Origin of the sequence: Pseudonocardia sp. DSM 110487, from assembly GCF_019468565.1 — a bacterium.
Taxonomy (GTDB): Bacteria; Actinomycetota; Actinomycetes; order Mycobacteriales; family Pseudonocardiaceae; genus Pseudonocardia.
In genome coordinates this window covers 8,929,044-8,951,896 of record NZ_CP080521.1, presented here as the reverse complement: position 1 = coordinate 8,951,896, position 22,853 = coordinate 8,929,044, and the positions used below count along the sequence as shown (strand labels likewise).

The 22,853-nt window shown below is 72.7% G+C and carries 24 protein-coding genes; 19 read left to right on the top strand and 5 right to left on the bottom strand.

Annotated elements, in window-relative coordinates:
- Positions 1 to 34: 34 nt before the first annotated feature.
- On the top strand, positions 35 to 604 hold the full coding sequence (locus K1T35_RS42005; protein WP_220257231.1) for a TetR/AcrR family transcriptional regulator: 570 nt from the start codon (positions 35 to 37) through the stop codon (positions 602 to 604).
- Between the two features lie 103 nt (positions 605 to 707).
- Entirely contained in the window at positions 708 to 1,718 is a 1,011-nt protein-coding gene (locus K1T35_RS42000) for an acyltransferase family protein (RefSeq protein ID WP_220257230.1), read from the top strand.
- Between the two features lie 303 nt (positions 1,719 to 2,021).
- Here the strand turns inward: K1T35_RS42000 and K1T35_RS41995 are convergent, their stop codons facing one another.
- Both K1T35_RS41995 and K1T35_RS41990 read right to left on the bottom strand, forming a co-directional pair.
- On the bottom strand, positions 2,022 to 2,744 hold the full coding sequence (locus K1T35_RS41995) for a TIGR03089 family protein (RefSeq protein WP_220257229.1): 723 nt from the start codon (positions 2,742 to 2,744) through the stop codon (positions 2,022 to 2,024).
- Positions 2,745 to 2,765: 21 nt separating this feature from the next.
- On the bottom strand, positions 2,766 to 4,358 hold the full coding sequence (locus tag K1T35_RS41990) for an LCP family protein (RefSeq protein ID WP_220257228.1): 1,593 nt from the start codon (positions 4,356 to 4,358) through the stop codon (positions 2,766 to 2,768).
- A 162-nt stretch (positions 4,359 to 4,520) separates the two neighbouring features.
- Here K1T35_RS41990 and K1T35_RS41985 point away from each other — a divergent pair, with 162 nt between their 5' ends.
- From K1T35_RS41985 to K1T35_RS41955, 8 genes are all read left to right on the top strand, one after another.
- Positions 4,521 to 5,348 carry a glycosyltransferase gene (locus K1T35_RS41985; protein ID WP_255621291.1) on the top strand — a complete coding sequence of 276 codons (828 nt, stop codon included), beginning with the start codon at positions 4,521 to 4,523 and terminating at the stop codon, positions 5,346 to 5,348.
- A 51-nt stretch (positions 5,349 to 5,399) separates the two neighbouring features.
- A complete protein-coding gene (locus tag K1T35_RS49510) occupies positions 5,400 to 6,236 on the top strand; it encodes a lipopolysaccharide assembly protein LapB (protein ID WP_255621290.1) in 837 nt (278 codons plus the stop codon).
- Position 6,237: 1 nt separating this feature from the next.
- Positions 6,238 to 7,152, top strand: coding sequence for a homocysteine S-methyltransferase (gene mmuM, locus K1T35_RS49505; RefSeq protein WP_255621289.1), 915 nt, complete (start codon positions 6,238 to 6,240; stop codon positions 7,150 to 7,152).
- A gap of 224 nt (positions 7,153 to 7,376) precedes the next feature.
- Positions 7,377 to 8,447 carry a sugar phosphate nucleotidyltransferase gene (locus K1T35_RS41975; RefSeq protein ID WP_255622755.1) on the top strand — a complete coding sequence of 357 codons (1,071 nt, stop codon included), beginning with the start codon at positions 7,377 to 7,379 and terminating at the stop codon, positions 8,445 to 8,447.
- Between the two features lie 5 nt (positions 8,448 to 8,452).
- Positions 8,453 to 9,361, top strand: coding sequence for a DNA-3-methyladenine glycosylase (locus tag K1T35_RS41970; RefSeq protein ID WP_220263196.1), 909 nt, complete (start codon positions 8,453 to 8,455; stop codon positions 9,359 to 9,361).
- A gap of 70 nt (positions 9,362 to 9,431) precedes the next feature.
- The gene (gene cofD, locus K1T35_RS41965; protein ID WP_220257225.1) at positions 9,432 to 10,424 is read left to right on the top strand and encodes a 2-phospho-L-lactate transferase; all 993 of its coding nucleotides are present in this window, start codon (positions 9,432 to 9,434) and stop codon (positions 10,422 to 10,424) included.
- Entirely contained in the window at positions 10,417 to 11,613 is a 1,197-nt protein-coding gene (locus tag K1T35_RS41960) for a coenzyme F420-0:L-glutamate ligase (RefSeq protein WP_220257224.1), read from the top strand. Before cofD ends, K1T35_RS41960 begins: the two co-directional genes overlap by 8 nt.
- Positions 11,607 to 12,149, top strand: coding sequence for an NUDIX hydrolase (locus tag K1T35_RS41955; protein WP_220257223.1), 543 nt, complete (start codon positions 11,607 to 11,609; stop codon positions 12,147 to 12,149). The genes K1T35_RS41960 and K1T35_RS41955 overlap by 7 nt, the downstream gene beginning before the upstream one ends.
- A gap of 32 nt (positions 12,150 to 12,181) precedes the next feature.
- Here K1T35_RS41955 and K1T35_RS41950 read toward each other — a convergent pair whose 3' ends face one another.
- Positions 12,182 to 12,958: a site-2 protease family protein gene (locus K1T35_RS41950; RefSeq protein WP_220257222.1), complete on the bottom strand. Its 777-nt coding sequence runs from the start codon at positions 12,956 to 12,958 to the stop codon at positions 12,182 to 12,184.
- 165 nt (positions 12,959 to 13,123) lie between these two features.
- On the opposite strand from K1T35_RS41950, the gene K1T35_RS41945 reads away from it, so the two are divergent.
- Positions 13,124 to 13,456 carry a WhiB family transcriptional regulator gene (locus tag K1T35_RS41945; protein ID WP_255621288.1) on the top strand — a complete coding sequence of 111 codons (333 nt, stop codon included), beginning with the start codon at positions 13,124 to 13,126 and terminating at the stop codon, positions 13,454 to 13,456.
- A 13-nt stretch (positions 13,457 to 13,469) separates the two neighbouring features.
- Here the strand turns inward: K1T35_RS41945 and K1T35_RS41940 are convergent, their stop codons facing one another.
- Complete coding sequence (locus K1T35_RS41940; protein ID WP_220257221.1) at positions 13,470 to 13,949, bottom strand: metallopeptidase family protein; 480 nt, start codon at positions 13,947 to 13,949, stop codon at positions 13,470 to 13,472.
- Between the two features lie 198 nt (positions 13,950 to 14,147).
- On the opposite strand from K1T35_RS41940, the gene K1T35_RS41935 reads away from it, so the two are divergent.
- The 5 genes from K1T35_RS41935 (at position 14,148) to manA (ending at position 18,521) form a co-directional block, all read left to right on the top strand.
- A complete protein-coding gene (locus K1T35_RS41935) occupies positions 14,148 to 14,504 on the top strand; it encodes a DUF3499 domain-containing protein (protein ID WP_220257220.1) in 357 nt (118 codons plus the stop codon).
- A 26-nt stretch (positions 14,505 to 14,530) separates the two neighbouring features.
- On the top strand, positions 14,531 to 15,886 hold the full coding sequence (locus K1T35_RS41930; protein ID WP_220257219.1) for a phosphomannomutase/phosphoglucomutase: 1,356 nt from the start codon (positions 14,531 to 14,533) through the stop codon (positions 15,884 to 15,886).
- Between the two features lie 97 nt (positions 15,887 to 15,983).
- A complete protein-coding gene (locus tag K1T35_RS41925; RefSeq protein ID WP_220257218.1) occupies positions 15,984 to 16,193 on the top strand; it encodes a Trm112 family protein in 210 nt (69 codons plus the stop codon).
- 2 nt (positions 16,194 to 16,195) lie between these two features.
- The gene (locus K1T35_RS41920; protein WP_220257217.1) at positions 16,196 to 17,290 is read left to right on the top strand and encodes an SIS domain-containing protein; all 1,095 of its coding nucleotides are present in this window, start codon (positions 16,196 to 16,198) and stop codon (positions 17,288 to 17,290) included.
- A 16-nt stretch (positions 17,291 to 17,306) separates the two neighbouring features.
- Entirely contained in the window at positions 17,307 to 18,521 is a 1,215-nt protein-coding gene (gene manA / locus K1T35_RS41915; RefSeq protein ID WP_220257216.1) for a mannose-6-phosphate isomerase, class I, read from the top strand.
- Between the two features lie 47 nt (positions 18,522 to 18,568).
- Here manA and K1T35_RS41910 read toward each other — a convergent pair whose 3' ends face one another.
- Complete coding sequence (locus K1T35_RS41910; protein ID WP_220257215.1) at positions 18,569 to 19,705, bottom strand: DUF418 domain-containing protein; 1,137 nt, start codon at positions 19,703 to 19,705, stop codon at positions 18,569 to 18,571.
- A gap of 76 nt (positions 19,706 to 19,781) precedes the next feature.
- Here K1T35_RS41910 and K1T35_RS41905 point away from each other — a divergent pair, with 76 nt between their 5' ends.
- From K1T35_RS41905 to K1T35_RS41895, 3 genes are read left to right on the top strand one after another with little or no spacing between them, the layout of a single operon-like run.
- Positions 19,782 to 20,366 carry a TetR/AcrR family transcriptional regulator gene (locus K1T35_RS41905; RefSeq protein ID WP_220257214.1) on the top strand — a complete coding sequence of 195 codons (585 nt, stop codon included), beginning with the start codon at positions 19,782 to 19,784 and terminating at the stop codon, positions 20,364 to 20,366.
- An 11-nt stretch (positions 20,367 to 20,377) separates the two neighbouring features.
- Positions 20,378 to 21,298: a cation diffusion facilitator family transporter gene (locus K1T35_RS41900; RefSeq protein ID WP_220257213.1), complete on the top strand. Its 921-nt coding sequence runs from the start codon at positions 20,378 to 20,380 to the stop codon at positions 21,296 to 21,298.
- A gap of 51 nt (positions 21,299 to 21,349) precedes the next feature.
- Positions 21,350 to 22,852 carry an amino acid permease gene (locus K1T35_RS41895; protein WP_220257212.1) on the top strand — a complete coding sequence of 501 codons (1,503 nt, stop codon included), beginning with the start codon at positions 21,350 to 21,352 and terminating at the stop codon, positions 22,850 to 22,852.
- Position 22,853 lies beyond the last annotated feature (1 nt).

Sequence of the window (22,853 nt, the reverse complement as noted above, 5' to 3'; positions counted from 1 at the left end):
TACTGAGAGTAGCGTAAGTGGCTATCGTGTGGCCATGCCCCGAGCGACGACACCCGCCCGACCACCCGGTCGCCCGCGCGAGAGCCTCGACGCCGTGGTCTTCGCCGCGACTCTCCGCACGGTCCACGAGCTCGGCTACGCGCACGCCACCGTCGACCGCATCGCCGCTGCGGCGGGCGTCGCGAAGACGACGGTCTACCGCCGATGGCCGTCGAAGGGTGCGTTGATCGCGGACTGCCTCGTCGACGCGTTCGGTCCGGCGCCGCTGGAAGGGGTCGGCAAGGCCGAGATCATCTCTTCGGCCATCCGCTGGGCGGCGGCGAAGATCGGCGAGCCGGGGGTGGGTGCGGCGTTCGCGGGCGTGTTCAGTGACGCCGTCAGCGACCCGGCCCTGCGCGAGATCCTGTCCACGCGGTTGCAGGACCCGTACCGGCGCGCGCTCCAGGATGCGCTGGGCGAGCCGGAGAACCGGGTCCTGTTCTTGATCGACGCCGTCGTCGGGATCCTGCTCCACCGCATGGGGATGACCGGCGAGCCGATGGTCGACGCCGACGTCGACGCGCTGGTCGAGATGGTGCGCGGGTACTTCGCCCGGTCGGGTTGATCAAGGCGTAATCGCAGTGTCACCGGTTGTGCAATCCGCCGAAGGATGGAATCCTCCGCCACCGATGTCGGCGCAACACAGCTCCCCACTGTCCTTGCTCCCGATGCACGACTCGGCACGGTTGGCATGGGTCGACGCGGCCAAGGGCCTGTCGATCCTGCTCGTGGTGGCCCACCACGCCGTGTCGTTCCTGTACACGTCGGGGTTGGCGCCGCCCGCCGTCGTGGCCGCCAACACCGCGCTCGCGTCGATGCGCATGCCGCTGTTCTTCCTCGTCTCCGGGCTCTTCGTCGCGGGACCGCTCGCGGCGCCGTGGCGGACGTTGCTACATAAGCGGGTCGCGTTCTTCGTCTACCTCTTCGCGGTGTGGACCCTGCTCCGCTTCGCCTTCTTCCACATCCCCGCCGTAGCGGCTGTCGATCCGTACGTCGACGACACGGACCCTGTCTCGTTGGCCATGGCACCGTTGATCCCCGGCTCCGGTGTGTGGTTCATCTACGCGCTCGCCCTGTTCGCCGTGATCGCGAAGCTGATCAAGGGCCTCCCGGTGTGGTTCCAGCTGGGGGCGGCCGGCCTGCTGTCCGCGTTCGTCGGGGCGGAGATCCTGCAGTTCGAGGCCGAGGTGTGGACGCGCATGGCCCGCCACCTGTTCTTCTTCCTGCTCGGCTGGCACGCCCGAACGCTCGTCGAAGGCGTGGCACGGGCCGCCACGGCGTTGCGGGTGGCCGTTGTGGCCGCGGTGTGCGTCGGCTGCGCGGCCACCGCCGTCGTGCTCGGCATCCGTTGGATCCCGGGCGTCGCGCTCGGGCTCAACATCCTCGCCGTCACGTTCGGAGTGCTGTTCGCCGCGTGGGTCTCCCGGTACCGGGTGGGTCGTCCGCTCGTCGCACTCGGCGCGCAGACGCTGCCGGTCTACCTGATCCACATCTTCTGGATCGCCGTGGTCATGGTCGGGTTGCTGCACCTCGGTGTCCCGCCCGTGGCGGGGTACGCGCTTCCCGTTGCGATCGCAGTTCTGTGCACCGTGCTGTCGCTCCTGACGCACCGCGTGCTCGTGGCGGCGAGCGCCTCGTGGCTCTTCGCGCTCCCGCGGCGGCTGGCGTTCGCGGGATGACGCGGCTCCACGCCTCCCGCAATGCCCGATAGAGCCGGCCGGTGCGGTGACCGCATTCGCTCGCCGGGTCTGGTCGGGCGGGGTGGTTGTGGGGGCCTCCGGTGGCGCCGCGGGCGGAAAAGGGCGAAAGCGACCCGGGAACGCGCCGAACTGCTGATCGAGCCGCCATTCCGGGGACAATCCGGCGATCAAGGCGAAATGGTCGCTAGATGATCTCCGATGACGACCATTAGCCCTTGATCGCCGCGCTGACCTGCGGGCCGGGCTCGCGTCAGGAACCGGTGAACGTTGGTGGTCACCGCACTAGCCGAGCCGGACCGTGGTCCGCTCCGCGGTGGCGCGGCGCGCAAGCGCCGCCTCGTCCGGGTTGCGGACCTGCACCAGCGACGCCTCCACGGCCAGCACTGCGAGCAAGCCGTCCCGCAGTCCGGTGGCCGTGTTCCAGTCCAGGGTGGAGAGCACGCGGTCGGTGCGCGAAAGGCCCAGCTCGGCCGCGCGGGTACTGGCGCCGGCCATGACCTCGCTGACCGTCGCGCCGTCGAGTGCGGGGGCGCTGGCGGGAACCTGCTCCCACGGCACGAAGTCGTCGCCCTGCAGCCGGACCTCGGTGGCGAAGTCGACCACGCCCGGTGGCAGGCCGGAGATGCCCTTGCCGAAGGCGTCGAGCGACAGCGCCACCACGCCGCCGCTCGGGGCGGACGCCAGCGCGATGTCGACGCGGTCGGCGTCACACAGCACCCATTCGGCGTCGCCGGGCTCGCTGACGACCTCGGCCCCGCACCACCAGGCCGCGAGCAGCACGGCGGCCGTCTGCCAATGGGCGGGCAGCAGCAGTGCGACCCGCGTGCCGGGCTCGACGTCGCACTCCTCGCGCAGCAGGTTGGCCGCCTTCGCGGCCCAGTTCGCCGTGGTGGTGCCCGACAGCTCCACGCGCTCGCCGGTGGCGTCGTCGTAGAACGTGATCAGCGGGCGCGCGGCGGCGGAGCCGGTGCGCAGCGGACCGAGCAGAGCGGCGGTGAGCGTCACGCCATCACCCTATGGCGATGCTCAGTCGATGCAGGGCACACCCGAGGCCGTGATCGGCTCGGTCGGCTCCGGTTCGGCCTTCGTGGTGGGGGCCGACGCTTCCTTCTCCGGCACGACCGCGGGATCGAAGTCGGCGCCGAGCACCACGTTCAGGTGCCCTCTGGCCACTGATCCGTCGCTCTCGGTGCCGATGTCGCCGAGCTGCTGGGCCACCGCCCGTGCGGCGTCGGCGTCGGCGCCGGTGTAGCGCACCACGGAGGTGTCGGTGGCCTCGGTGTTGTCCACGATCCCCCGCCCGAAGCCGAGGCCGCGCAGGTGGTCGGCCACCGAGGCGGCCATCCCGCCCAGCTCGGAGCCGTTGCGCACGTCCACGACGTAGCGCGATGCGATGAGGTCGGCAGGCGGGGGTGGCACCGCGGCCTGCGCGTCCGCGGCCTGTGCGGCGGCTTCCGCGGCCGCGGCCTGCTCGCCGATCCGCTGCTCGATGAACTCCTCGACGGTCCGAGGGTCGACGAGCACGACGTCGCCGCGTGCGTTGGAGTCGCGGCCGTTGGTGGGGATCGTGACGAACTGCAGGTTCCCGGCCGCGAGGTCGGCGGCCTGCTGGGCGAACCCGAGCAGGTTCCAATGCTCGTCGATGACGAGCGACTGCTCCGCAACGCCGGTGAGCGCCATGAGCCGGGTCGGGTCGGAGAAGGTGCCGCCGGCGAGGATCTTGTCGGCGACCGCGGCGAGGAACACCTGCTGGCGGCGGATGCGGGACAGGTCGCCGTCGGGCAGACCGTGGCGCTGGCGGACGAACGCGAGCGCGTCCGTCCCGGAGATCGTCTGCGGGCCGGCCGGGAAGTGGGCGCCGGAAAGGGGGTCGTCGACGGGCTTGCGCAGGCAGACGTCCACGCCGCCGATCGCGGTGGTGAGGTTGTAGAACCCGAGGAGGTTGACCTCGGCGTAGTGGTCGATGGTCTGCCCCGTCAGGTCCTCGACGGTGCGGATCAGGGTGCTGCGGCCCTCCTTGGCGGACTCGGCCTCGACCTGCTCCGGTTCCTTCACCCCCTCGGAGACCAGCCGCTCGGCCGCGAGCGCCTTGGTCGCGGGGTATGCGGCGTTGATCTTGTCGCGGCGGTAGCCGGGGATGTTCACGTAGGCGTCGCGGGGGATGGAGAACGCGGTGGCGGCCCCGCCGCCCTCTGGGACGTGCAGCAGGATGATCGTGTCGGAGTTCAGCACGCCCGTGTCGGGACCGCTCGAGAGCATCCGCTGCACCTCGGGCGGCAGCGGCCTGCCGTGCGCGTCGGTGCGGCTGTCCACGCCGACGAGCAGGATGTTGAGGTGGCCGCCGTCCCCGCCGCCCGCGATGACGTCGGTGGTGGTGATCCTGGCCGTCACGTCGCGGTACAGGCCCCATGCCGTGCCGGTGAGCGCCATTACAAGCGCCGACGTCACCACCAACGCGGTGCGCAGGCGCTTGCGGAAGCCGGGCTCGTGCGGCGCGGCGCGCGGCGGACGCGTCCTGTTGCCCGGGGGAGGGGCGTCGGGCGGCCTGCGCCGTTGCGGAACGGAGGGCGCGCGGTCCCAGCTGACCGGCCGGGTGTACGTGGTGCTCCGTCCATCCATCGGTGCACCTCCGCTCGTCGCGATCTCCCTGTCTCCTAGGGTGCAACACGGGGCGCGCTCGTCCAGGACGCCGTGGGGCGTGTCGCGGGTGACCGCCGTCGCGGATCTGCCAGTTACGCACCGTTACTCCGGTGGACGTGGCCGGAGCGGAGGGAGCTCTCGTTGTCGGAGCAGCTGTCGCTTCTGCTGCCCGTCTGGGCGGGTGACCGGCCAGACTTCCTCACCGAGGCGTTCCGGTCCTCCGTGGATGCGCAGACCCGCCGTCCCGACCAGGTCGTCATCGTGCGTGACGGGCCGGTGCCCGAGCCGCTCGCCGAGACGATCGCGGAGCTCGCGAAGGACAGCCCGGTCCCGGTCGACGTCGTGGAGCTGGAGCGCAACGCCGGTCTCGGTCCGGCGCTCGACGCCGGGCTCGCGGCCTGCCACCACGACGTGGTGGCCCGCATGGACGCCGACGACATCTCCCTCCCGCATCGGTTCGCCGTCCAGATGCCGATCATCGAGTCCGGCGTGGACATCGTGGGCTCCGGCCTGGTCGAGTTCGCCGACGACGCGGACGAGATCGTCGCGACGAGGGCCGTGCCGACCGATCCGGCCGAGATCCGGCGCAGGGCCCGGTTCGCGACCCCGTTCAACCATCCGACGGTCGTGTACCGGCGGCCCCTCGTCACCGGCGTGGGCGGCTACACCGACTTCGCGAAGATGGAGGACTACCTGCTCTGGGCGAAGCTGATCCTCGCCGACGCTCGGGTGGCCAACGTCGCGGAACCGCTCGTGAAGTACCGCGTCGGCGCGGGGGCCTACGCCCGTCGCGGTGGGCTCGAGCTGCTGCGCGCGGAGATCGCCGTCCAGCGCCGGTTCCGCGAGCTCGGGTTCACCACGCGCGGGCAGTTCGTCCGCAACCTCGTCGTACGCGGTGGCTACCGGATGGTCCCAGAGGGTCTCCGCCGTTCGGCGTATCGGAGGGTGATCGCCCCATACCGACGGTGACATTCCTCGGGGGTAGTGACAACATCGCGCCACCCGATCGAGGGGGGTTCGATGGATCGGTCGCCCGAGGATCTCGCGGTACGGGGAGCCGCGCTGCTGGCCGACGGCCGCCCGGAAGAGGCCGCGGAGGTGCTGCGCCAGGCCGTCGCGGGCGGCGAGCCGTCCGCGCTCGACCTGCTCGTGCGGGCCTACTTCGACAGCGGGAGCTGGCGGTCGGCGGTCGACGTGCTCGAGCCGCACGTCGAGCAGGGGGATGCGCGGTTCGCCGGCCGGCTGGGCGTCGCGCTGGTGCAGCTCGGCGAGCGGGAGCGGGCCGAGAGCGCTCTGCGGCTCGCCGTCGAGTCGGGGGACGTGCCGGCCGCGAACGACCTGGCGATCCTGCTGCGCGACGAGGGGCGGCTGGTCGAAGCGGTGCACCTGCTCGTCGACGCGGCAGCCGCCGGCGACCAGCTCGCCGCGGCCAACCTGGTGGAGCTGCAGCTCGAGGCGGGCGACCTGGCAGCGGCCGCGGCGGCCGCTGAGCAGCACGCGACGGAGCGCCGTCCCGACACCATCCTCGCGCTCGCCGACGTGCGCGCGCAGCAGGGCCGCTACGCCGACGCCGACGCGCTGTACCGGCGTGCGGGGGAGCTCGGCGCGCTACGCGCCCACACCGTGTACGGGCAGTTCCTGGCTGCCAGCGGTGACCCGGCGGCCGCTGATCGGGAGTTCCGGGAGGCCGGGCGGATCGCCGAGCCAGGCTGGGCGTTCGCGTTCGGCCGCTTCCTGCTGGACGACGGTAGGTTCGAAGAGGCGCGCCCGTACCTGCAGATGGCGGTCGACGAGGGCGACCAGGCAGCGCTCGAGGCGCTGGCGGAAGTGGACGGGGTGGAGGTCGACGAGTACTGAGTTGCCGACGGGTCGGGGGCTGCCGCTGCACGACACCGTGCTCGTCACCGACGGCGGCATGGCCACCGCGCTCGAGGCCCGCGGGCACGACCTCTCCGACGCGCTGTGGTCGGCCCGGCTCCTGATGGACGCGCCCGCGGAGATCGCGGCCATCCACCTGGCCTTCTTCGGCGCGGGTGCCGACATCGCGATCACCGCGAGCTACCAGGCCTCCTTCGACGGGCTCGCCGCCCGCGGCGTCGACAGGGCCGCCGCGGAGCGGCTGCTGCGCCGCAGTGTCGAGCTGGCACGGGACGCGGCCGCGTCCGCAGGCGGCCGGCGATGGGTCGCGGCATCGGTGGGCCCGTACGGCGCCGTGCTGGCCGACGGGTCGGAGTACCGAGGCCGGTACGGGCTCTCCGTCGCCGCCCTGCGGGACTGGCACCGGCCGCGGATGGAGGTGCTCGCGTCGGCGGGCCCCGACCTGCTCGCGCTCGAGACCGTGCCCGACGCCGACGAGGCCGAGGCGCTCGCCGACGCCGTCACCGCGCTCGGGGTGCCGGCGTGGCTGAGCTACAGCATCGACGGCGATCGCACGCGTGCCGGCCAGCCACTCACCGACGCGTTCGCCGTGGCCGCGGGGACCCCGGAGATCGTCGCCGTCGGGGTCAACTGCTGCGCACCCGCGGACGTGCCGGCCGCCGTCGCGCTGGCGCGCGAGATCACCGGCAAGCCCGTGATCGCCTACCCGAACAGCGGGGAGGGCTGGGACGCCACGGCGCGGGCGTGGACCGGCCCGTCCTGTTTCGGCGCGGAGGAAGCCCGCCGATGGGTCGCCAACGGCGCCCGGATCGTCGGTGGCTGCTGCCGGGTGGGGCCGCGGGAGATCGCGCGGCTGGCCAAGGCCGTGGGACGTTCAGGAACGCCACGTTCCTGAACCTGCAGGACAGCAACGTGGCCTTCCTGAACTTGTCGGGTTCGTCCCGGATAGCGCCGCCGATGTCGATCCCGGTGACACGTTCGGGAACGGGCACGGCATCCTGGAGCCGCACGCGGCCGGTTGGACCGGTACGTGCGCGACCGCGCTCGTGGACCGGCGCGGGCGCTTGCGGCGCTCGCGCGTCGCACCCCTGACCCGAGAACGTAGGAGGAGAGCGCGTGCTGGACGACGTCGAAGCCGTGGTGCTGGTCGGCGGGAAGGGAACCCGGCTGCGGCCGCTCACGCTGTCGGCCCCCAAGCCCATGCTGCCGACGGCCGGCGTGCCGTTCCTGGCGCACCTGCTCTCCCGCATCCGGGCGGCTGGTGTGCGCCGGGTCGTGCTCGGCACCTCGTACCTCGCGGAGACCTTCTCCGAGTACTTCGGTGACGGCAAGCCGCTCGGTCTGGAGATCGAGTACGTCGTCGAGGACGAGCCGATGGGCACCGGCGGTGGCATCCGCAACGTCTACAAGTACCTCTCCGCGCCGGACGTGCTCGTCTTCAACGGTGACGTGCTGTGCGGCACGGACCTGACAGCGGTAGTGGACACCCACCGCCGCACCAAGGCGGACGCCACGCTGCACCTGGTGCGCGTGCAGGACCCGCGCGCGTTCGGCTGCGTGCCCACCGACGAGGACGGCCGGGTCACCGCGTTCCTCGAGAAGACCGAGGACCCGCCGACCGACCAGATCAACGCGGGCTGCTACGTGTTCCGCCGCGAGGCGATCGAGGCCATCCCGGAGGGCCGGCCGGTCTCGGTGGAGCGCGAGACGTTCCCCGGGATGCTGGAGGCCGGTGCCCGCGTCTCCGGGCACGTCGACGCCGCGTACTGGCGTGACCTGGGCACCCCGCTCGACCTGGTCAAGGGCTCCGCCGACCTCGTCCGCGGAGTGGCTCCTTCCGCGGCGCTCCCCGGGCCGACCGGTGAGTCGATGCTGCTGGAGGGCGCGAACGTCGACGACTCCGCGCGTGTGTTCGGCGGCACGATCGTCGGGCGTGGCGTGAAGATCGGCAAGGGCGCCCGGGTCGACGGCTCGATGCTGTTCGATGGCGCCGTGGTCGGGGACAACGCCCGCGTCGTGAACTCGGTCGTCGGCAACGGGGCGCGCGTCGAGGCGAGCGCCGCCGTGTACGACGCCGTGATCGGTGACCGGGCCGTCGTGGGCGCCCACTGCGAGCTGCGGCACGGCATGCGGATCTGGCCCGACGTCGTGCTGCCCCCGCACGGGCTGCGCTTCTCCCCGGACGTCTGATCGTGATCGGGGCGAGCACGCGCGAGTGGCGGCCGGACTTCCGCCTCGACGTCGCCGGCGTGCTCGCCCCGCTGCGCCGCGGCCGCGGCGACCCCACGTGGCATGCCGACGGCGCGGCGATCTGGCGGACCGGCACCACCCCGGACGGGCCGGCCACCGTGGCGCTGCGCCGCCGCTCAGACGGCACCGTGGTCGCGCAGGCGTGGGGGCCCGGCACCGCATGGACACTCCACGGGATCCCGGCGCTGCTCGGCGCCAACGATCGCCCCGAGGAGTTCGTCGCGCACCACCCCCTCATCGCGGACACCGCGAAGCGCATGCCGGGCCTGCGACTCGGCGCGTCGATGCGGGTGTGGGACGTGCTGGTGCCCTCGGTGCTGGAGCAGAAGGTCACCGGCACCGAGGCCCGCCGCTCGTGGCGGGAGCTGTGCCGCCGCTTCGGCGACCCGGCACCGGGTCCCGCCCCGGACGGCATGCGGATGCCCCCGTCACCCGCGCAGATCCGCGCGATCCCGGACTGGGAGTGGCACCGGGCAGGCGTCGACCTGGCCCGCAGGCGCGCCATCCTCGCCTCGGCCGTGGTGGCGCACCGCCTGGAGGCGGCCTGCGAGCTGGGCGGGAGCAGCGGGCGGGAGCTCCTGCGGAAGGTGCCCGGGATCGGGGTGTGGACCGCCGCCGAGATCGCGCAGCGCGCGTGGGGTGATCCGGACGCGGTGAGCGTCGGCGACTTCCACATCCCGTCGGTCGTCGGCTGGGCGCTGCTCGGCCGACCCCTCGACGACGCGGGGATGCTCGCCGAGCTCGCGCCGTACACACCCCAGCGCCACCGCGCGGTGCGCTACATCGAGGCCTCCGGGTACCGCCGCCCCCGCTTCGGCCCGCGCTTCTCCGCGAAGGACTACCGGGCCATCTAGACGGCTTCGTGTCCTGCGCCTCGGAACCGGAGCGGGGAATGGACGATCACGCGCGCGTAGGCTCGCGCGCGTGAGAGTCACGGTGCTGGTCGGCGGTGTCGGTGGGGCCCGGTTCCTGCTCGGGGTGAAGGCGGCACTCGGGCTGCCGGCCACCGGTGAAGGCGATTCGGAGCACGAGATCACCGCCGTCGTGAACGTCGGGGACGACGTGTGGATGCACGGTGTGCGGATCTGCCCGGACCTCGACACCTGCATGTACACGCTCGGCGGCGGCATCGACACCGAACGCGGCTGGGGCCGGGTCGGCGAGACGTGGACCGTGCGCGACGAGCTCGCCGCCTACGGCGCGGAACCGAGCTGGTTCGGCCTCGGCGACCGCGACCTCGCCACCCACCTCGTCCGCAGCCGGATGCTGCGGGCGGGTTACTCCCTCTCCGATGTCATCACGGCGCTGTGCGACCGCTGGCGCCCCGGCGTCCGGCTGCTGCCGGCCACCGACGACCGGGTGGAGACGCACGTGGTCGTGGACGACCCGGAAACCGGTCCGCAGGCGCGCAAGGCGATCCACTTCCAGGAGTGGTGGGTGCGCTACCACGCGGAGCCCACCGCCCACGAGATCGTCTCCGTCGGTGCGGAGCAGGCGAGCGTGCTGCCGGCCGCGCGTGACGCGATCGCGAACGCCGACGCCGTGCTGCTCGCGCCGTCCAACCCGGTGGTGAGCATCGGCACGATCCTCGCCGTCCCCGGCGTGCGCGACGCGCTGCGGGAGACGAAGGCGAGGGTCGTGGGGCTCTCACCGATCGTCGGCGGCAAGCCGGTGCGTGGGATGGCCGACGCCTGCCTCACCGCGATCGGCGTGGAGACCACTGCCGAGGCCGTCGGGCGGCATCTCGGGGCGCGCACGGACGGGGGCGTGCTCGACGGCTGGCTCGTGCACAGCGGCGACACCGCCGACGTGCCGGGGGTCGACGTGCGGTCGGTGCCGCTGCTGATGACCGACGTCGAGGCCACCGCGGAGATGGCCCGCCGCGCGCTCGAGCTGGCCGGGGCCACCGTTGCCTGACCACGCCGCGCCCGATGGCCTCACCGTCCTGCCCGTCCGCGGGCTGCCCGAGTTCCGCCCCGGCGACGACCTCGCCGGTGCACTGGCCGCGTCGGCCCCGTGGTTGGAGGACGGCGACGTAGTGGTCGTCACGTCCAAGGTGTTCTCCAAGGTGGAGGGCCGGCTCGTCCCCGCGCCGACCGATCCCGACGAACGCGACGCGCTGCGCCGCGAGCTCGTCGACGCCGAGACCGAGCGCGTGCTCGCCCGCCGCGGGCGCACGCTGATCGTCGCGGGGAAGCTCGGCATCGTGCAGGCCGCCGCCGGGGTCGACGGCTCCAACGTGCGGCGCGACGAGCTCGCGCTGCTCCCCGCCGACCCGGACGCGAGCGCCGCGCGGCTGCGCGCCGACCTGCGGCGGCTGCGGGGTGTCGAGGTGGCCGTGGTCGTCACCGACACCATGGGGCGCACCTGGCGGGTGGGGCAGACCGACGTGGCGATCGGCTCGGCGGGGCTGCCGGTGCTGCACCGCTACGAGGGCATGCACGACGCGGAGGGCAACGAGCTGCTGGTCACCGAGGTCGCGCTGGCCGACGAGCTGGCGGCGGCCGCCGACCTGGTCAAGGGGAAGCTCGGCGGGCTGCCGGTTGCGGTGGTACGCGGGCTGAACCCCGTCGACGACGGGTCCACGGCCCGCGACCTCGTCCGCCCCGTCGACGAGGACATGTTCTGGCTCGGCACCGACGAGGCCATCGCCCGCGGCAGGCGCGAGGCCGGTCTGCTGCGGCGCGACACCGCCGACTTCACCGACGAGCCGGTGGACGAGTCCGCGGTGCGGCGTGCGGTGGGCGTCGCGCTCGCCGCCGCGCCGACGATGAGGTTCGCATGGCTGCGCGACCGCGACCGCCGGTCCGCGCAGCTCGACGAGCGGCTGCGGCGCGCTCCCGAGCTCGTGCTCGCCTTCAGCGCCGACGCGGATGCGGACGACCCGGTGGCCGCAGGCGCGGCCGTGCAGTCGTTCCTCGTGGCGCTTGCGGCGGAGGGGCTCGGCTCGCACTGGACGGCGTCGATCGCGCCGGACGTCGTCCGCGGCTTCGTCGACGTCCCGCCCGGGTGGCGGCTGCGCGGCGCCGTCGGGATCGGGGTTCCGGCCGAACCGCCGCAGCCGCGTGCGCCCGGCGACCCGGCCATCGGGCTCGTCGAGTGGTAGCGCCGGCCACGGCGGCCGCCGAGCTGCGTGCGTGGGACCCGCCGGACCATTGGCAGCAGGGCCTGCGGCACGCGCTGCTCGCCTTCCTCGATGCCCGGCCCGAGGACGCGTGCTCGCGCTCGTGCGTGCCCGGCCACCTCACCGCGTCCGCGCTCGTGGTCGACGCGGCGGCGGAGCGCACGCTGCTCACCCTGCACCCGCGTGTGGGGCGCTGGCTCCAGCTCGGGGGGCACTGCGAGCCCGGTGACCGGTCGCTCGCCGACGCCGCCCTGCGGGAGGCCGCCGAGGAGTCGGGCATGGACGGGCTGGTGATCGACCCGGAACCGCTGCACGTCGACGTCCACCCGATCACCTGCTCCCTCGGCCTGCCGACCCGCCACCTCGACGTCCGGTTCCTCGTGCGGGCGCCCGCGGGCGCCGTGCCGCGGATCAGCGAGGAGTCCGACGACCTGCGCTGGTGGCCGCTCGACGCCCTCCCCTACGACACCGACACCGTGCCGGCGATGGTCGCCGCCGCCCGCCGCCGCCTCTCCTGACCCCGGCTGGTGCTTAGTGCTCCCTAGCGCACTCAGCGCCAGAAGAGGAGTTCCGAGTAGCCCGCGAACGCGAGGCTGGCGTCGCCCCCGACCGCGGCGAACACCGTGGCGCCCACCTGGAAGAAGGCGGAGCTGACGCCGGGAACGGCGATGAGCAGCCCGAGCAGCACGAGCGGCGCCCACGGCCGCACCCGCGCCGCCATCCGGCGGGTGTTGAGGGACAGGAACGGTTCGATCACGCCGAACCCGTCGAGGCCGGGGATCGGGATGATGTTGAGGACGAACGCGAGCACCTGGATGAACGCGAGGCACGACAGCCCGACAGCGAGCCCGATCGGCATGTCCGGCACCAGCACGACGGCCGCCGTGAGCAGTCCACCGATCACCAGATTCGTGGCGGGACCGGCGAGCGACACCAGGCTCCGCATGCCTCGGGACCGGATCGCGGCGTGGTTGATCCACACCGCGCCACCGGGGAGCGGGATCCCGCCCACGAGGAGGATCACGATCGGAAGCACGATCGACAGTCCGAGATCGGCGTAGCGGCGGATGTCGAGCGTGAGGTAGCCCTTGTCGCGCACCTCCCGGTCGCCCCCGCGGTACGCCACGGCGGCGTGCCCGAACTCGTGCAGGCACAGCGACACCGCCCACCCGCCGAGGACGAGCAGCACGACCCCCGCCGTGAGCTGCACGGAAGAGCCCTCGGCGATCGCGGTGGGCGTCCCTGTCACCGTGAGTAGGGCCCCGGCGACGGTGATCGCCACGAGGAGGAGGAACCACGGGCTGACCCGATGAGACTCGATACTCACCGGATCATTGTGCTGATCGGGCGACCGACCGGGTGGACTGCATCACCCAGTCGGCAGCTTCAGCTTGCCAACCGAGAACTGACAGCGCTGTACTTACATTGCTGTCATTCCCAGCCCGTAGGGTTGGTGGCAGCCACGCCGGGGGCGCGCGGGGAGGTGGGCAATGTGAACGTGATCACAGCCACGATGGGGCTGGTCGAAACCTCTGCGGGAGTTCCGTATCCGACCGCGGACCCGTTCGGCGAAGCCATCGTTGCCATCGCCGAGGAGGACGGCGAGGAGCAGGACTGGCAGGAGCGCGCACTGTGTGCGCAGACCGACCCGGAGGCGTTCTTCCCGGAGAAGGGCGGCTCCACGCGGGAGGCCAAGCGCATCTGCCAGGGCTGCGAGGTGCGCGCGGAGTGCCTCGAGTACGCGCTGGCGCACGACGAGCGCTTCGGCATCTGGGGCGGGCTGTCCGAGCGTGAGCGGCGCAGGCTGCGCCGCGCCGCCTCCTGAGGGGCCGGGCTAGCTAGCTCTCGCCGCCGTCCACGGCGTCGGGCTCGATGTTGAGGTACTCCGCCACCTGCTCGACGAGCACCTCGTGCAGCAGGTCGGCGAGGTCGGCACCGTCGCGGGCGCGCGCTTCGAGCGGCCTGCGGTAGATCACGATGCGGGCCCGCGACGGCAGGCCTTCCGGGTCGACGCCGGCGGGCACGAGCTGGGCGAGCGGCACGCCGACGTCGGCGAGCACACCCTGGCCCCACGCGACGTCGTCGGGGGAGGTCTCTTCGACCTCCGGGACCTCGTCGACGGCGAGATCGAGGTCGGAGAGCTCGGATCCCCAGCGCAGCTCGATGGGCTCGAGCGCTTCCAGGACCATCGCGTCGAACTTCTCGGCGCGGGTGCGAGATGCGGGCGTGCTGGCGGGGTACATCAGCCCGCGCAGGCCACGGCCCCGGCGGTCCCGCCTCCGGGGAGAGCGGCGCAGCGTGCGGCGCGCGGTCGTCACACCGTGAATGCTACGGCCCCGCGGGCCCCCGCCCCACTCCCCGACACCGGGTCGACTCCCCGACACCACCCGCACCGGCGACGCGCTTTCCTCCTCCGGTGTCCCGCTCGCCACCCTCACGTGCCGAGATGCGACGTTCGACGGATGGCCGCGCGTCGCGGCGCGGTAGTGGCGGTGGGACGAGGTATCGTCCGGGACGTGCTGAGTGTGCGGCGGTGTTCACGGACCGGGTGCACCGAGCCCGCGGTGGCCACGCTCACCTACGTCTACGCCGATTCCACGGCGGTCGTCGGCCCGCTGGCCACCCAGGCCGAGCCCCATTCCTACGACTTGTGCACCCGGCACGCCCACCGCCTCACAGCGCCGCGGGGCTGGGAGGTCGTGCGGTTCGAGGGCGAGTTCGCCCCGCCGCAGCACAACAGCGACGACCTCACCGCGCTCGCCGAGGCCGTGCGGGAGGCAGGTCGGGCCGACCGTCCCGTCGATCCCGTGCCGGCCACGGGCACCGGACGGCGCGGGCATCTGCGCGTCCTCCCCGGGTCCGCGGAGGACTGACAAGACGCCTCGCTAGTGTCTGTCCTGTGGCAGATCTCGGCGCGATCGTGAAGGCCTATGACATCCGTGGTGTTGTCGGCGAGCAGCTCGACGTACCCACCGTCCGTGACATCGGTGCGGCGATGGCCGCGCTCGTGCGGGGCGAGGGCGCGACGGGTGTCGTGATCGGCCACGACATGCGCGACAGCTCGCCGGCGCTCTCCGCGGCGTTCGCGGAGGGCGTCAACGGGCAGGGCCTCGACGTCGTCTCGATCGGGCTGGCGAGCACCGACATGCTGTACTTCGCCTCCGGCACGCTCGGCCTGCCCGGCGCGATGTTCACCGCGAGCCACAACCCGGCCAAGTACAACGGCATCAAGCTCTGCCGCGCGGGCGCCACGCCCATCGGCCAGGACACCGGGCTCGCCGCCATCAGGGCGGCCGTCGAGGCGGGCGTGCCCGCCGGGCCGGGTGGCGGCACCGTCAGCCACCGCGAGCTGCTCTCGGAGTACGCGGCCTACCTGCGCAAGCTCGTCGACCTCAGCTCGTCGCGGCGGCTGCGCGTTGTGGTGGACGCCGGCAACGGTATGGGCGGGCACACGGTCCCCGCGGTGTTCGAGCCGCTGCCGTTCGAGGTCGTTCCCATGTACTTCGAGCTCGACGGCTCGTTCCCCAACCACGAGGCCAACCCGCTCGACCCGGCCAACCTCGTCGACCTGCAGAAGCGGGTCGTCGCCGAGGGCGCCGACCTCGGCCTCGCGTTCGACGGCGACGCGGACCGCTGCTTCGTCGTCGACGAGCGCGGCGAGCCGGTGAGCCCGAGCGCGATCACGGCCCTCGTCGCCGTCCGCGAGCTGGCCAAGGACCCGGGCGCCAGCGTGATCCACAACCTGATCACGTCGAAGGCGGTGCCCGAGATCGTCGTCGAGCACGGCGGCACGCCGGTGCGCACGCGCGTCGGCCACTCCTTCATCAAGCAGACGATGGCCGAGACCGGCGCGGTGTTCGGCGGCGAGCACTCGGCGCACTACTACTTCCGCGACTTCTGGAAGGCCGACTCCGGCATGCTCGCCGCGTTGCACGCGCTCGCGGCGCTCGCCGAGCAGAACGCGCCGCTGTCGCAGCTGATGGCCGTCTACGAGCGCTACTCCGCCTCCGGCGAGATCAACTCGACGGTGGCCGACCAGGCCGATCGGATCGCAGCGGTCAAGGAGACGTACGGCGCGCGCGAGGGCGTCGAGTTCGACGAGCTCGACGGGCTCACGGTGAACCTGCCGGACGGATCGTGGTTCAACCTGCGCCCGTCCAACACCGAGCCGCTGCTGCGGCTGAACGTCGAGGCAGCCGACGCCGCCGCGATGGCGGCCCTGCGCGACGAGGTGCTCGCGGTGGTCCGCGCATAGCCGTGCCCGGATTGCCCGGCAACCGGACCGGGCGGACCGCGCCGCGCACTGGCAACATCGCGGTCAGTTCCGCGTGCCCTTGCGAAGGAGGAGGCTCGTGGCCGTACAGCTCGACCCTCAACTGATGGAAATCCTGGCCTGCCCGTCCGACGACCACGCCCCGCTGCGGGCGGGCACGCCGGCCGATCCCGACGCCGACGTGCTCACCTGCACGGCGTGCGGGCGCGGGTTCCCGATCGTCGACGGGATCCCGGTGCTGCTGCTCGACGAGGCGACCCCACCCACCTCCGCCCCAGCCGGCGACTGACCGTGCTCGACGACACCCTGCTCGCCGACCCGCGGGCCCTCGCCGCGCTCGACACCGGCGGCGTACTGCGTTCCGCCGCCACGGCGGGCGCCCAGGTGCGGTCGGCCGCGCAGGGCGCGGCCGAGGCCGACGTCCCCGATCTGGCCGGGCACCGCCCCCGGGCGCTCGTGCTGCTGCGCAGGCCGGGGGCGTCCGCCACGGCGGTTGGCATCCTCGCGGCGCTGCTGGGCCCGTCGGCGCCGGTGCCGGTTGTGGTCGCGGATGCCACGCCGTCGTGGATCGGACCGCTCGACGTGATGGTGGCCCACACCGCGGAGGCCACCGACGCCGAGCTCGCCGACAGCGTCGTGCTCGCGGTGCGCCGCGGTGCCGAGGTGGTGCTGTCCGCGCCAGGGGAGGGGCCGGTCGCCTCGGCGGGCGCAGGCCGGGCCCGGCTGGTCGAACCGCGCATCCCGGTGCCGCCAGGGCTGGACCTGCCGCGGGCGCTGGCCGTCGGTCTCGCCGCCTTGCGCGCGCTCGGCCTGCTCGACGCCCCGCTCGATCCGGCGATGGACGCGCTGGCCGACGCCCTCGACGCCGAGGCCGAACGCAACCAGCCCGGCCACGAGCCGTTCATGAATCCGGCGAAGTCCCTCGCGCTGCGCCTCGCCGACCACACCCCGCTGCTGTGGGGCACCGACCGGCTCGCGGCCGCCGTGGCGGCGCACGGTGCCACCGCGCTCGCGACGCATGCCGGTGTCGTCGCCCACGCGGGAGAGGTCATCGACGGGGCCGGGGCCACCGCCCTTGTGCGGGCGCTCGACCGCGGGGCGTCCGGCGCCGACATCTTCCGCGACCCGTTCGCCGACCCGGACGAAACCGCCGCGGCACCCCCCGTGCGTCTCGTCCTACTGGCCACCGGGGAGGATGACCCCGGCCAGGTGACGCTGCGGCGTGCCGGGCGTGGGTGGCCGTCGGCCGACGTGCAGCACCCGGTGGACGAGGTGGCACGCGGCACCCGCCATGCAGCCCTGCTGCGGGCCGCGCTGCTCGCGTCCCGGCTGGACGTGGCCTCGGTGTACCTGGGATTGGCCACCCGCACGATCGAGCCTGCCTGAGGAGAGCTGACCGGACGTGGAGCTGCTGGACAACCCCGTGCGTGCCTACGCGTGGGGCTCGCGCACGGTGATTCCCGACTTGCTGGGCCGTGAGGTGCCCTCGCCGCACCCGCAGGCGGAGATGTGGCTCGGGGCCCACCCGGCCGACTCGTCGCACCTCGTCCACGCGGACGGGGGCAGGACCTCGCTGCTCGACGCGCTGGGCGCCGACCCGAAGCAGCTGCTCGGGCCGGAGCGCAGCGAGCGCTGGGCGTCGACGCTGCCGTACCTGCTCAAGGTGCTGGCCGCCGACGAGCCGCTGTCGCTGCAGGCGCACCCGAGCCTCGAACAGGCGAAAGTGGGGTTCGCCCGCGAGGAGGCGGCCGCGCTCGCCCGCGACGCCTCGAACCGCAACTACAAGGACGCCAACCACAAGCCCGAGCTGATCTGCGCGCTGACCGAGTTCCACGCGCTGGTCGGCTTCCGCGACCCGGCGGCCACGGTGCGGCTGCTGCGCGCCCTCGAGGTGCCCGAGCTGGCGAGCCACGGTGAGCTGCTGGCCGCCCAGCCGGACGCCGACGGGCTGCGCGCCCTGTTCACCACGTGGATCACGCTGCCGCAGGCGGTGCTCGACACGCTCGTGCCCGCGTTGCAGGACGGCTGTGTGAAGCTTGCGGGCGACGACGGGGAGTTCTCCACCGAGGCGCGCACGACGCTCGAGCTGTCGGAGCGCTACCCGGGCGACGCGGGCGTGCTGGCCGCGCTGCTGCTCAACCGGGTCACGATCGAGCCGGGCGAGGCGCTGTACCTGCCGGCCGGCAACCTGCACGCATACCTGTCCGGGGCCGGCATCGAGATCATGGCCAACTCCGACAACGTGTTGCGCGGTGGGCTCACCCCCAAGCACGTGGACGTGCCGGAGCTGCTGCGCGTGCTCGACTTCCACTCGACCCCGCCCCCGATCGTCGCCGGCAAGCCGGACGGCGACTGGATGCGCTACGACACGCCTGCCGAGGAGTTCCTGCTCCGCCGCTTCGACGGCGCGCCGGGCACATCGGTGGCCGTGCCCGACGGCGGGCCGCGCATCCTGCTGTGCACGGCAGGCGCAGCGTGCGTCCGCGCCCTCCGCGGCGAGCTGGAGGTCGGGCGCGGGGCCTCCCTGTGGCTGAGTGCCACCGACGTCGACGTCACGATCGAGCCGCGCGCCGAGGGCACCCAGCTGTTCCTGGCGAGCGACGGCCTCGTGGTCTGACTCGTGAGTGGATACGAGAGCTATAGCACGCGTATCCACTCACGACCTCAGGTGCGGTAGGCCAGCCGGCGCAGGAGTGCCTCGGTTGGGCCCTGGCGGCCGGCGCGGCGCAGCAGGTCGGCGGCCGCCACGGTGACCAGCCAGACCCCGAGCCCCACCGCGGCCGCGGCGGCCACCCCCATGGCGCCTGCGAGGTCGGCCAGGTACGGCTCGAGCAGCAGCAGCCACGCCACCGACTGGGCCAGGTAGCAACTCATGGAGCGCCGGCCGCAGGCGGCGAGGGCGTTCGTGACCGGACCCGGCGCCGCCCGGCCGGACAGCCGCACCGCGACGAGCCCGACCAGAGCCGCGTAGCCGAGACCGCCCGCGTACCCCGTGATGGTGTGCAGCGTCCCCGTGGCGACCATGCCGCCGGTGCCGGGGTGCCACAGCCCGGTCGTGACGAACGCGTAGGGGACGGCGCCCACCGCGGCGATCGTGATCCCGGCTCCGGCGACCCGGCGGAGCAGGCGGCGGTGCCGCTCGGGCTCCTCGAGCAGCCTGCGGCGCCCGGCCCAGATCCCGACGAGGAGCGGCGCCGCGGCCATCACGGCGTTCATCGGCATGGTCAGGGGGACCGTCGCGACCCGGTAGAGAGCCGAGATCAGCGGGTCCACCACATCCGCAAGGCCGCCCGGCGCGGGAAGGGCGAGCACGGAGCCGTACCCGAGCGCGCCGATGACGGCGAGCCCGCACGCGACGGCCAACAGGCGAGCGGCCGGCCAGCGCAGCGCGCCGACGAACAGGAGGGCGAGTACGCCGTAGGAGGCGAGGATGTCGCCGGGGAAGAGCAGCAGGACGTGGACGAACCCGAACACGACGAGCCAGCCGCCGCGGCGGCGGAGCACCCGGCGTACGCCGTCCCAGCCGAGCGCGGGCTCGCGGCTCCGCAGGATCTGCACCATCCCGTAGCCGAAGAGGGCGGCGAACATCGGGTAGCCGCGGCTGTCGACGAACAGCGTCAGCAGGGTCTGCACCGCGGTGTCCACGGCGGGCCCCGGCCCGGGGATCGGGCCCATGAACGGGCGCGCGAGCACCTGGGAGTGGGCCAGCGCGATGACGGCGAGCATCGTGCCCCTCGCCAGGTCGGGGGCGAGGGCGCGCACCCTTGGCGCGACCGGGGGTTCGGAGCGGAGCGAGGACACACCAGGCCTCTCGTAAGATACGGGAACGTAGCTAGGTTAGGTTAAGATACGTCGGCGTATCTCAGCAAGGAGGACGATGGCAGGGCGATCGCGGCGCCGGGGCGAGGAGCTCATGGCCGCTCTGCACGAAGCGGTGCTCGCCGAGCTCGACGAGGTGGGCCTCGGGCGGTTGACGATGGAGGGCATCGCCCGTCGGGCAGGCACGCCGAAGACCACGCTGTACCGGCGCTGGTCCGCGCCCGAGGAGGTGCTGCTCGACGCGATCGCGGCGGCCTATCCCGTCGAGCAGCCGTCGCCGGCGGCAGACGACCTGCGCGGTGATCTCATCGCCGCGCTGCGCCTGATGCTCGAGTGGTCACGGCACCCCACCGCCCGCGCCGTGCGGTCGATCATGATCGAACGGCACCGCCATCCCGAGCTCGTCACGAGGCTGTACCGCGTGTTCGATCGCGCCGGCAGGCGGTTCACCGCCACCGTCCTCCAGCACTACGCCCGGCTGGGTCACCTCGATCCCGCCCTGGTCACGCCCGTGGTCGAGGACATCGGCGAGGCGCTGGTGTTCAAGATCGCGTTCGACACGGGTGAGGAGCCGTCGACGGAGCGGCTGGCGGAGATCGTCGACCAGGCCATCCTGCCCGCGGTGGGAATCCGCCCCGGCTAGGCTCTGCGGCTATGGCTGCGAGTGGGGGAACGCGGGCGATCGTGGCGGCGCTGCTCGCCAACGCTGGGATCGCGATCGCGAAGTTCATCGGGTGGCTGATCACGGGGTCGTCGTCGATGCTGGCCGAGGCCGTGCACTCGGTCGCCGACACGTCCAACCAGGGCCTGCTGTTGCTCGGTGGCCGCACCGCCCGGCGAGCGGCCACCGCGGTGCATCCGTTCGGCTACGGCCGGGACCGCTACTTCTACTCGTTCGTCGTGGCGCTCCTGCTGTTCACGCTGGGCTCGGTGTTCGCGCTGTACGAGGGAATCCACAAGCTGGAGTCCCACGAGCCGCTCACATCGCCGATCGTCGCCGTGGTGATCCTCGTCGTCGCGATCGGGCTGGAGACGTTCTCCTTCCGCACTGCCATCGTCGAGTCCCGCCCGCTGAAGGGCGACGGCACCTGGTGGCAGTTCATCCGGCAGGCGAAGGTCCCGGAGCTTCCGGTCGTGCTGCTCGAGGATCTCGGCGCGCTCGTCGGGCTGATCCTCGCCCTGTTCGGCGTGGGGCTCACGGTGCTCACCGGCGACGCGGTGTGGGACGCGATCGGCACCATCTGCATCGGCGTGCTGCTGGGCGTCATCGCGATCATCCTGATCATCGAGATGAAGAGCCTGCTCATCGGCGAGGGCGCCGCGCCGCAGGTGCTCTCCGACATCGTCTCGGCTCTCGAGTCGGGCGACGTGCAGCGCGTCATCCACATCAAGACCCAGTACCTCGGGCCGGAGGAGATGCTGGTGGCCGCGAAGATCGCGCTCGCGCCCGGCCTGCCGCTCGAAGGCGTCGCCTCGGAGATCGACGCGGCCGAGGCGAGGGTCCGCGAGCGGGTTCCGGACGCGCGGATCATCTACCTGGAACCCGATCTCGACCGGGCAGCTCTCACGGGCTGACCGCCCCTCCGCCGGGTGGCCGGTGCGCCGTGTGAAGGTTAGGTTTCGCGGATGGCCCTCGGCGAAACCCGCAACGGGATCATGCGAACCAAGTCGGTCGAGCAGTCCATCGCGGATACCGATGAACCGGACAGCAAGCTCCGGAAGGACCTCACGACCTGGGACCTGATCGTCTTCGGCGTCGCGGTGGTGATCGGAGCCGGCATCTTCACCCTGGCGGCGAGCACCGCGGGCGATGTGGCGGGGCCGTCGGTCTCGCTCGCGTTCGTGCTCGCCGCGATCGCGTGTGCCCTCGCCGCGCTCTGCTACGCCGAGTTCGCTTCCACGGTGCCGGTGGCAGGCAGCGCATACACGTTCTCCTACGCGACCTTCGGCGAGTTCATCGCCTGGATCATCGGCTGGGACCTCGTGCTCGAGTTCTCCGTGGCGGCCGCCGTCGTGGGCAAGGGTTGGTCGGTGTACCTGGAGACGGTCTTCAGCCAGTTCGGGCTCGACGTGCCGACCACCGTGACGATCGGGGGGATCGACGTCGACTGGGGCGTGCTGCTGCTCATCGCGGTGCTCACGACCCTGCTCGTGCTCGGGACGAAGCTCTCCAGCCGGGTCAGCTTGGTGATCACGTCGATCAAGGTCGGGATCGTGCTCTTCGTGATCATCCTCGGGTTCTTCTACATCAACGCCGCGAACTACACCCCGTTCATCCCGCCGCCCGCACCGGCCGAGTCGGAGACGGGCGGCATGATGACGCAGTCGCTGCTCTCGCTGTTCGGCGGCGAGGCCAACAGCACCTTCGGGGTGTACGGACTGCTCGCCGCGGCGTCACTGGTGTTCTTCGCGTTCATCGGCTTCGACGTCGTCGCGACGACGGCCGAGGAGACCAAGAACCCGCAGCGGTCCCTGCCCCGCGGCATCCTGGGGTCGCTGGCCATCGTCACGGTGCTGTACGTGGCCGTCGCGCTGGTGCTCACCGGCATGGTGCCCTACACCGACCTCGCGACCCAGCCGGACGGCACCCGCGCCACGCTCTCCACCGCGTTCGCGACGGTCGGGGTGGACTGGGCGGCCACCATCATCGCGATCGGCGCGCTCGCCGGCCTCACCACCGTGGTCATGGTGCTGTTGCTCGGGCAGATCCGGGTGGCCTTCGCGATGGCGCGCGACGGGCTGCTGCCGCGGTGGCTCGCGCACACCGGCGTGCACGGCACGCCGTACCGGGTCAGCGTGATCATCGGTGCGATCGTGGCGTTCGTCGCGGTGTTCTTCCCGATCGGGGCGCTGGAGGAGATGGTCAACATCGGCACGCTGTTCGCGTTCGTGCTGGTGTCGATCGGTGTCGTCATCCTGCGGCGCGCGCGACCGGACCTGCCGCGGGGATTCCGCACGCCGCTGGTGCCGCTCGTGCCGATCCTCGCCGTGCTGGCGTGCCTGTGGCTGATGATCAACCTGTCGGTCGAGACCTGGCTGCGCTTCGTCATCTGGATGGTGCTCGGCATCGTCATCTACTTCGCCTACGGCCGGTCGCACTCCATGGTCGGTCGGCGCGCCCGGAGCTGAG

What these genes read in the sequence shown, in the direction of transcription:
- K1T35_RS42005 (WP_220257231.1), top strand. Translation starts at nt 35, where the DNA reads ATGCCCCGAGCGACGACACCCGCCCGACCACCCGGTCGCCCGCGCGAG.
- K1T35_RS42000 (WP_220257230.1), top strand. Translation starts at nt 708, where the DNA reads ATGCACGACTCGGCACGGTTGGCATGGGTCGACGCGGCCAAGGGCCTG.
- K1T35_RS41990 (WP_220257228.1), bottom strand. Translation starts at nt 4,358, where the DNA reads ATGGATGGACGGAGCACCACGTACACCCGGCCGGTCAGCTGGGACCGC.
- K1T35_RS49510 (WP_255621290.1), top strand. Translation starts at nt 5,400, where the DNA reads ATGGATCGGTCGCCCGAGGATCTCGCGGTACGGGGAGCCGCGCTGCTG.
- K1T35_RS41905 (WP_220257214.1), top strand. Translation starts at nt 19,782, where the DNA reads ATGGCAGGGCGATCGCGGCGCCGGGGCGAGGAGCTCATGGCCGCTCTG.
- K1T35_RS41900 (WP_220257213.1), top strand. Translation starts at nt 20,378, where the DNA reads ATGGCTGCGAGTGGGGGAACGCGGGCGATCGTGGCGGCGCTGCTCGCC.
- K1T35_RS41895 (WP_220257212.1), top strand. Translation starts at nt 21,350, where the DNA reads ATGGCCCTCGGCGAAACCCGCAACGGGATCATGCGAACCAAGTCGGTC.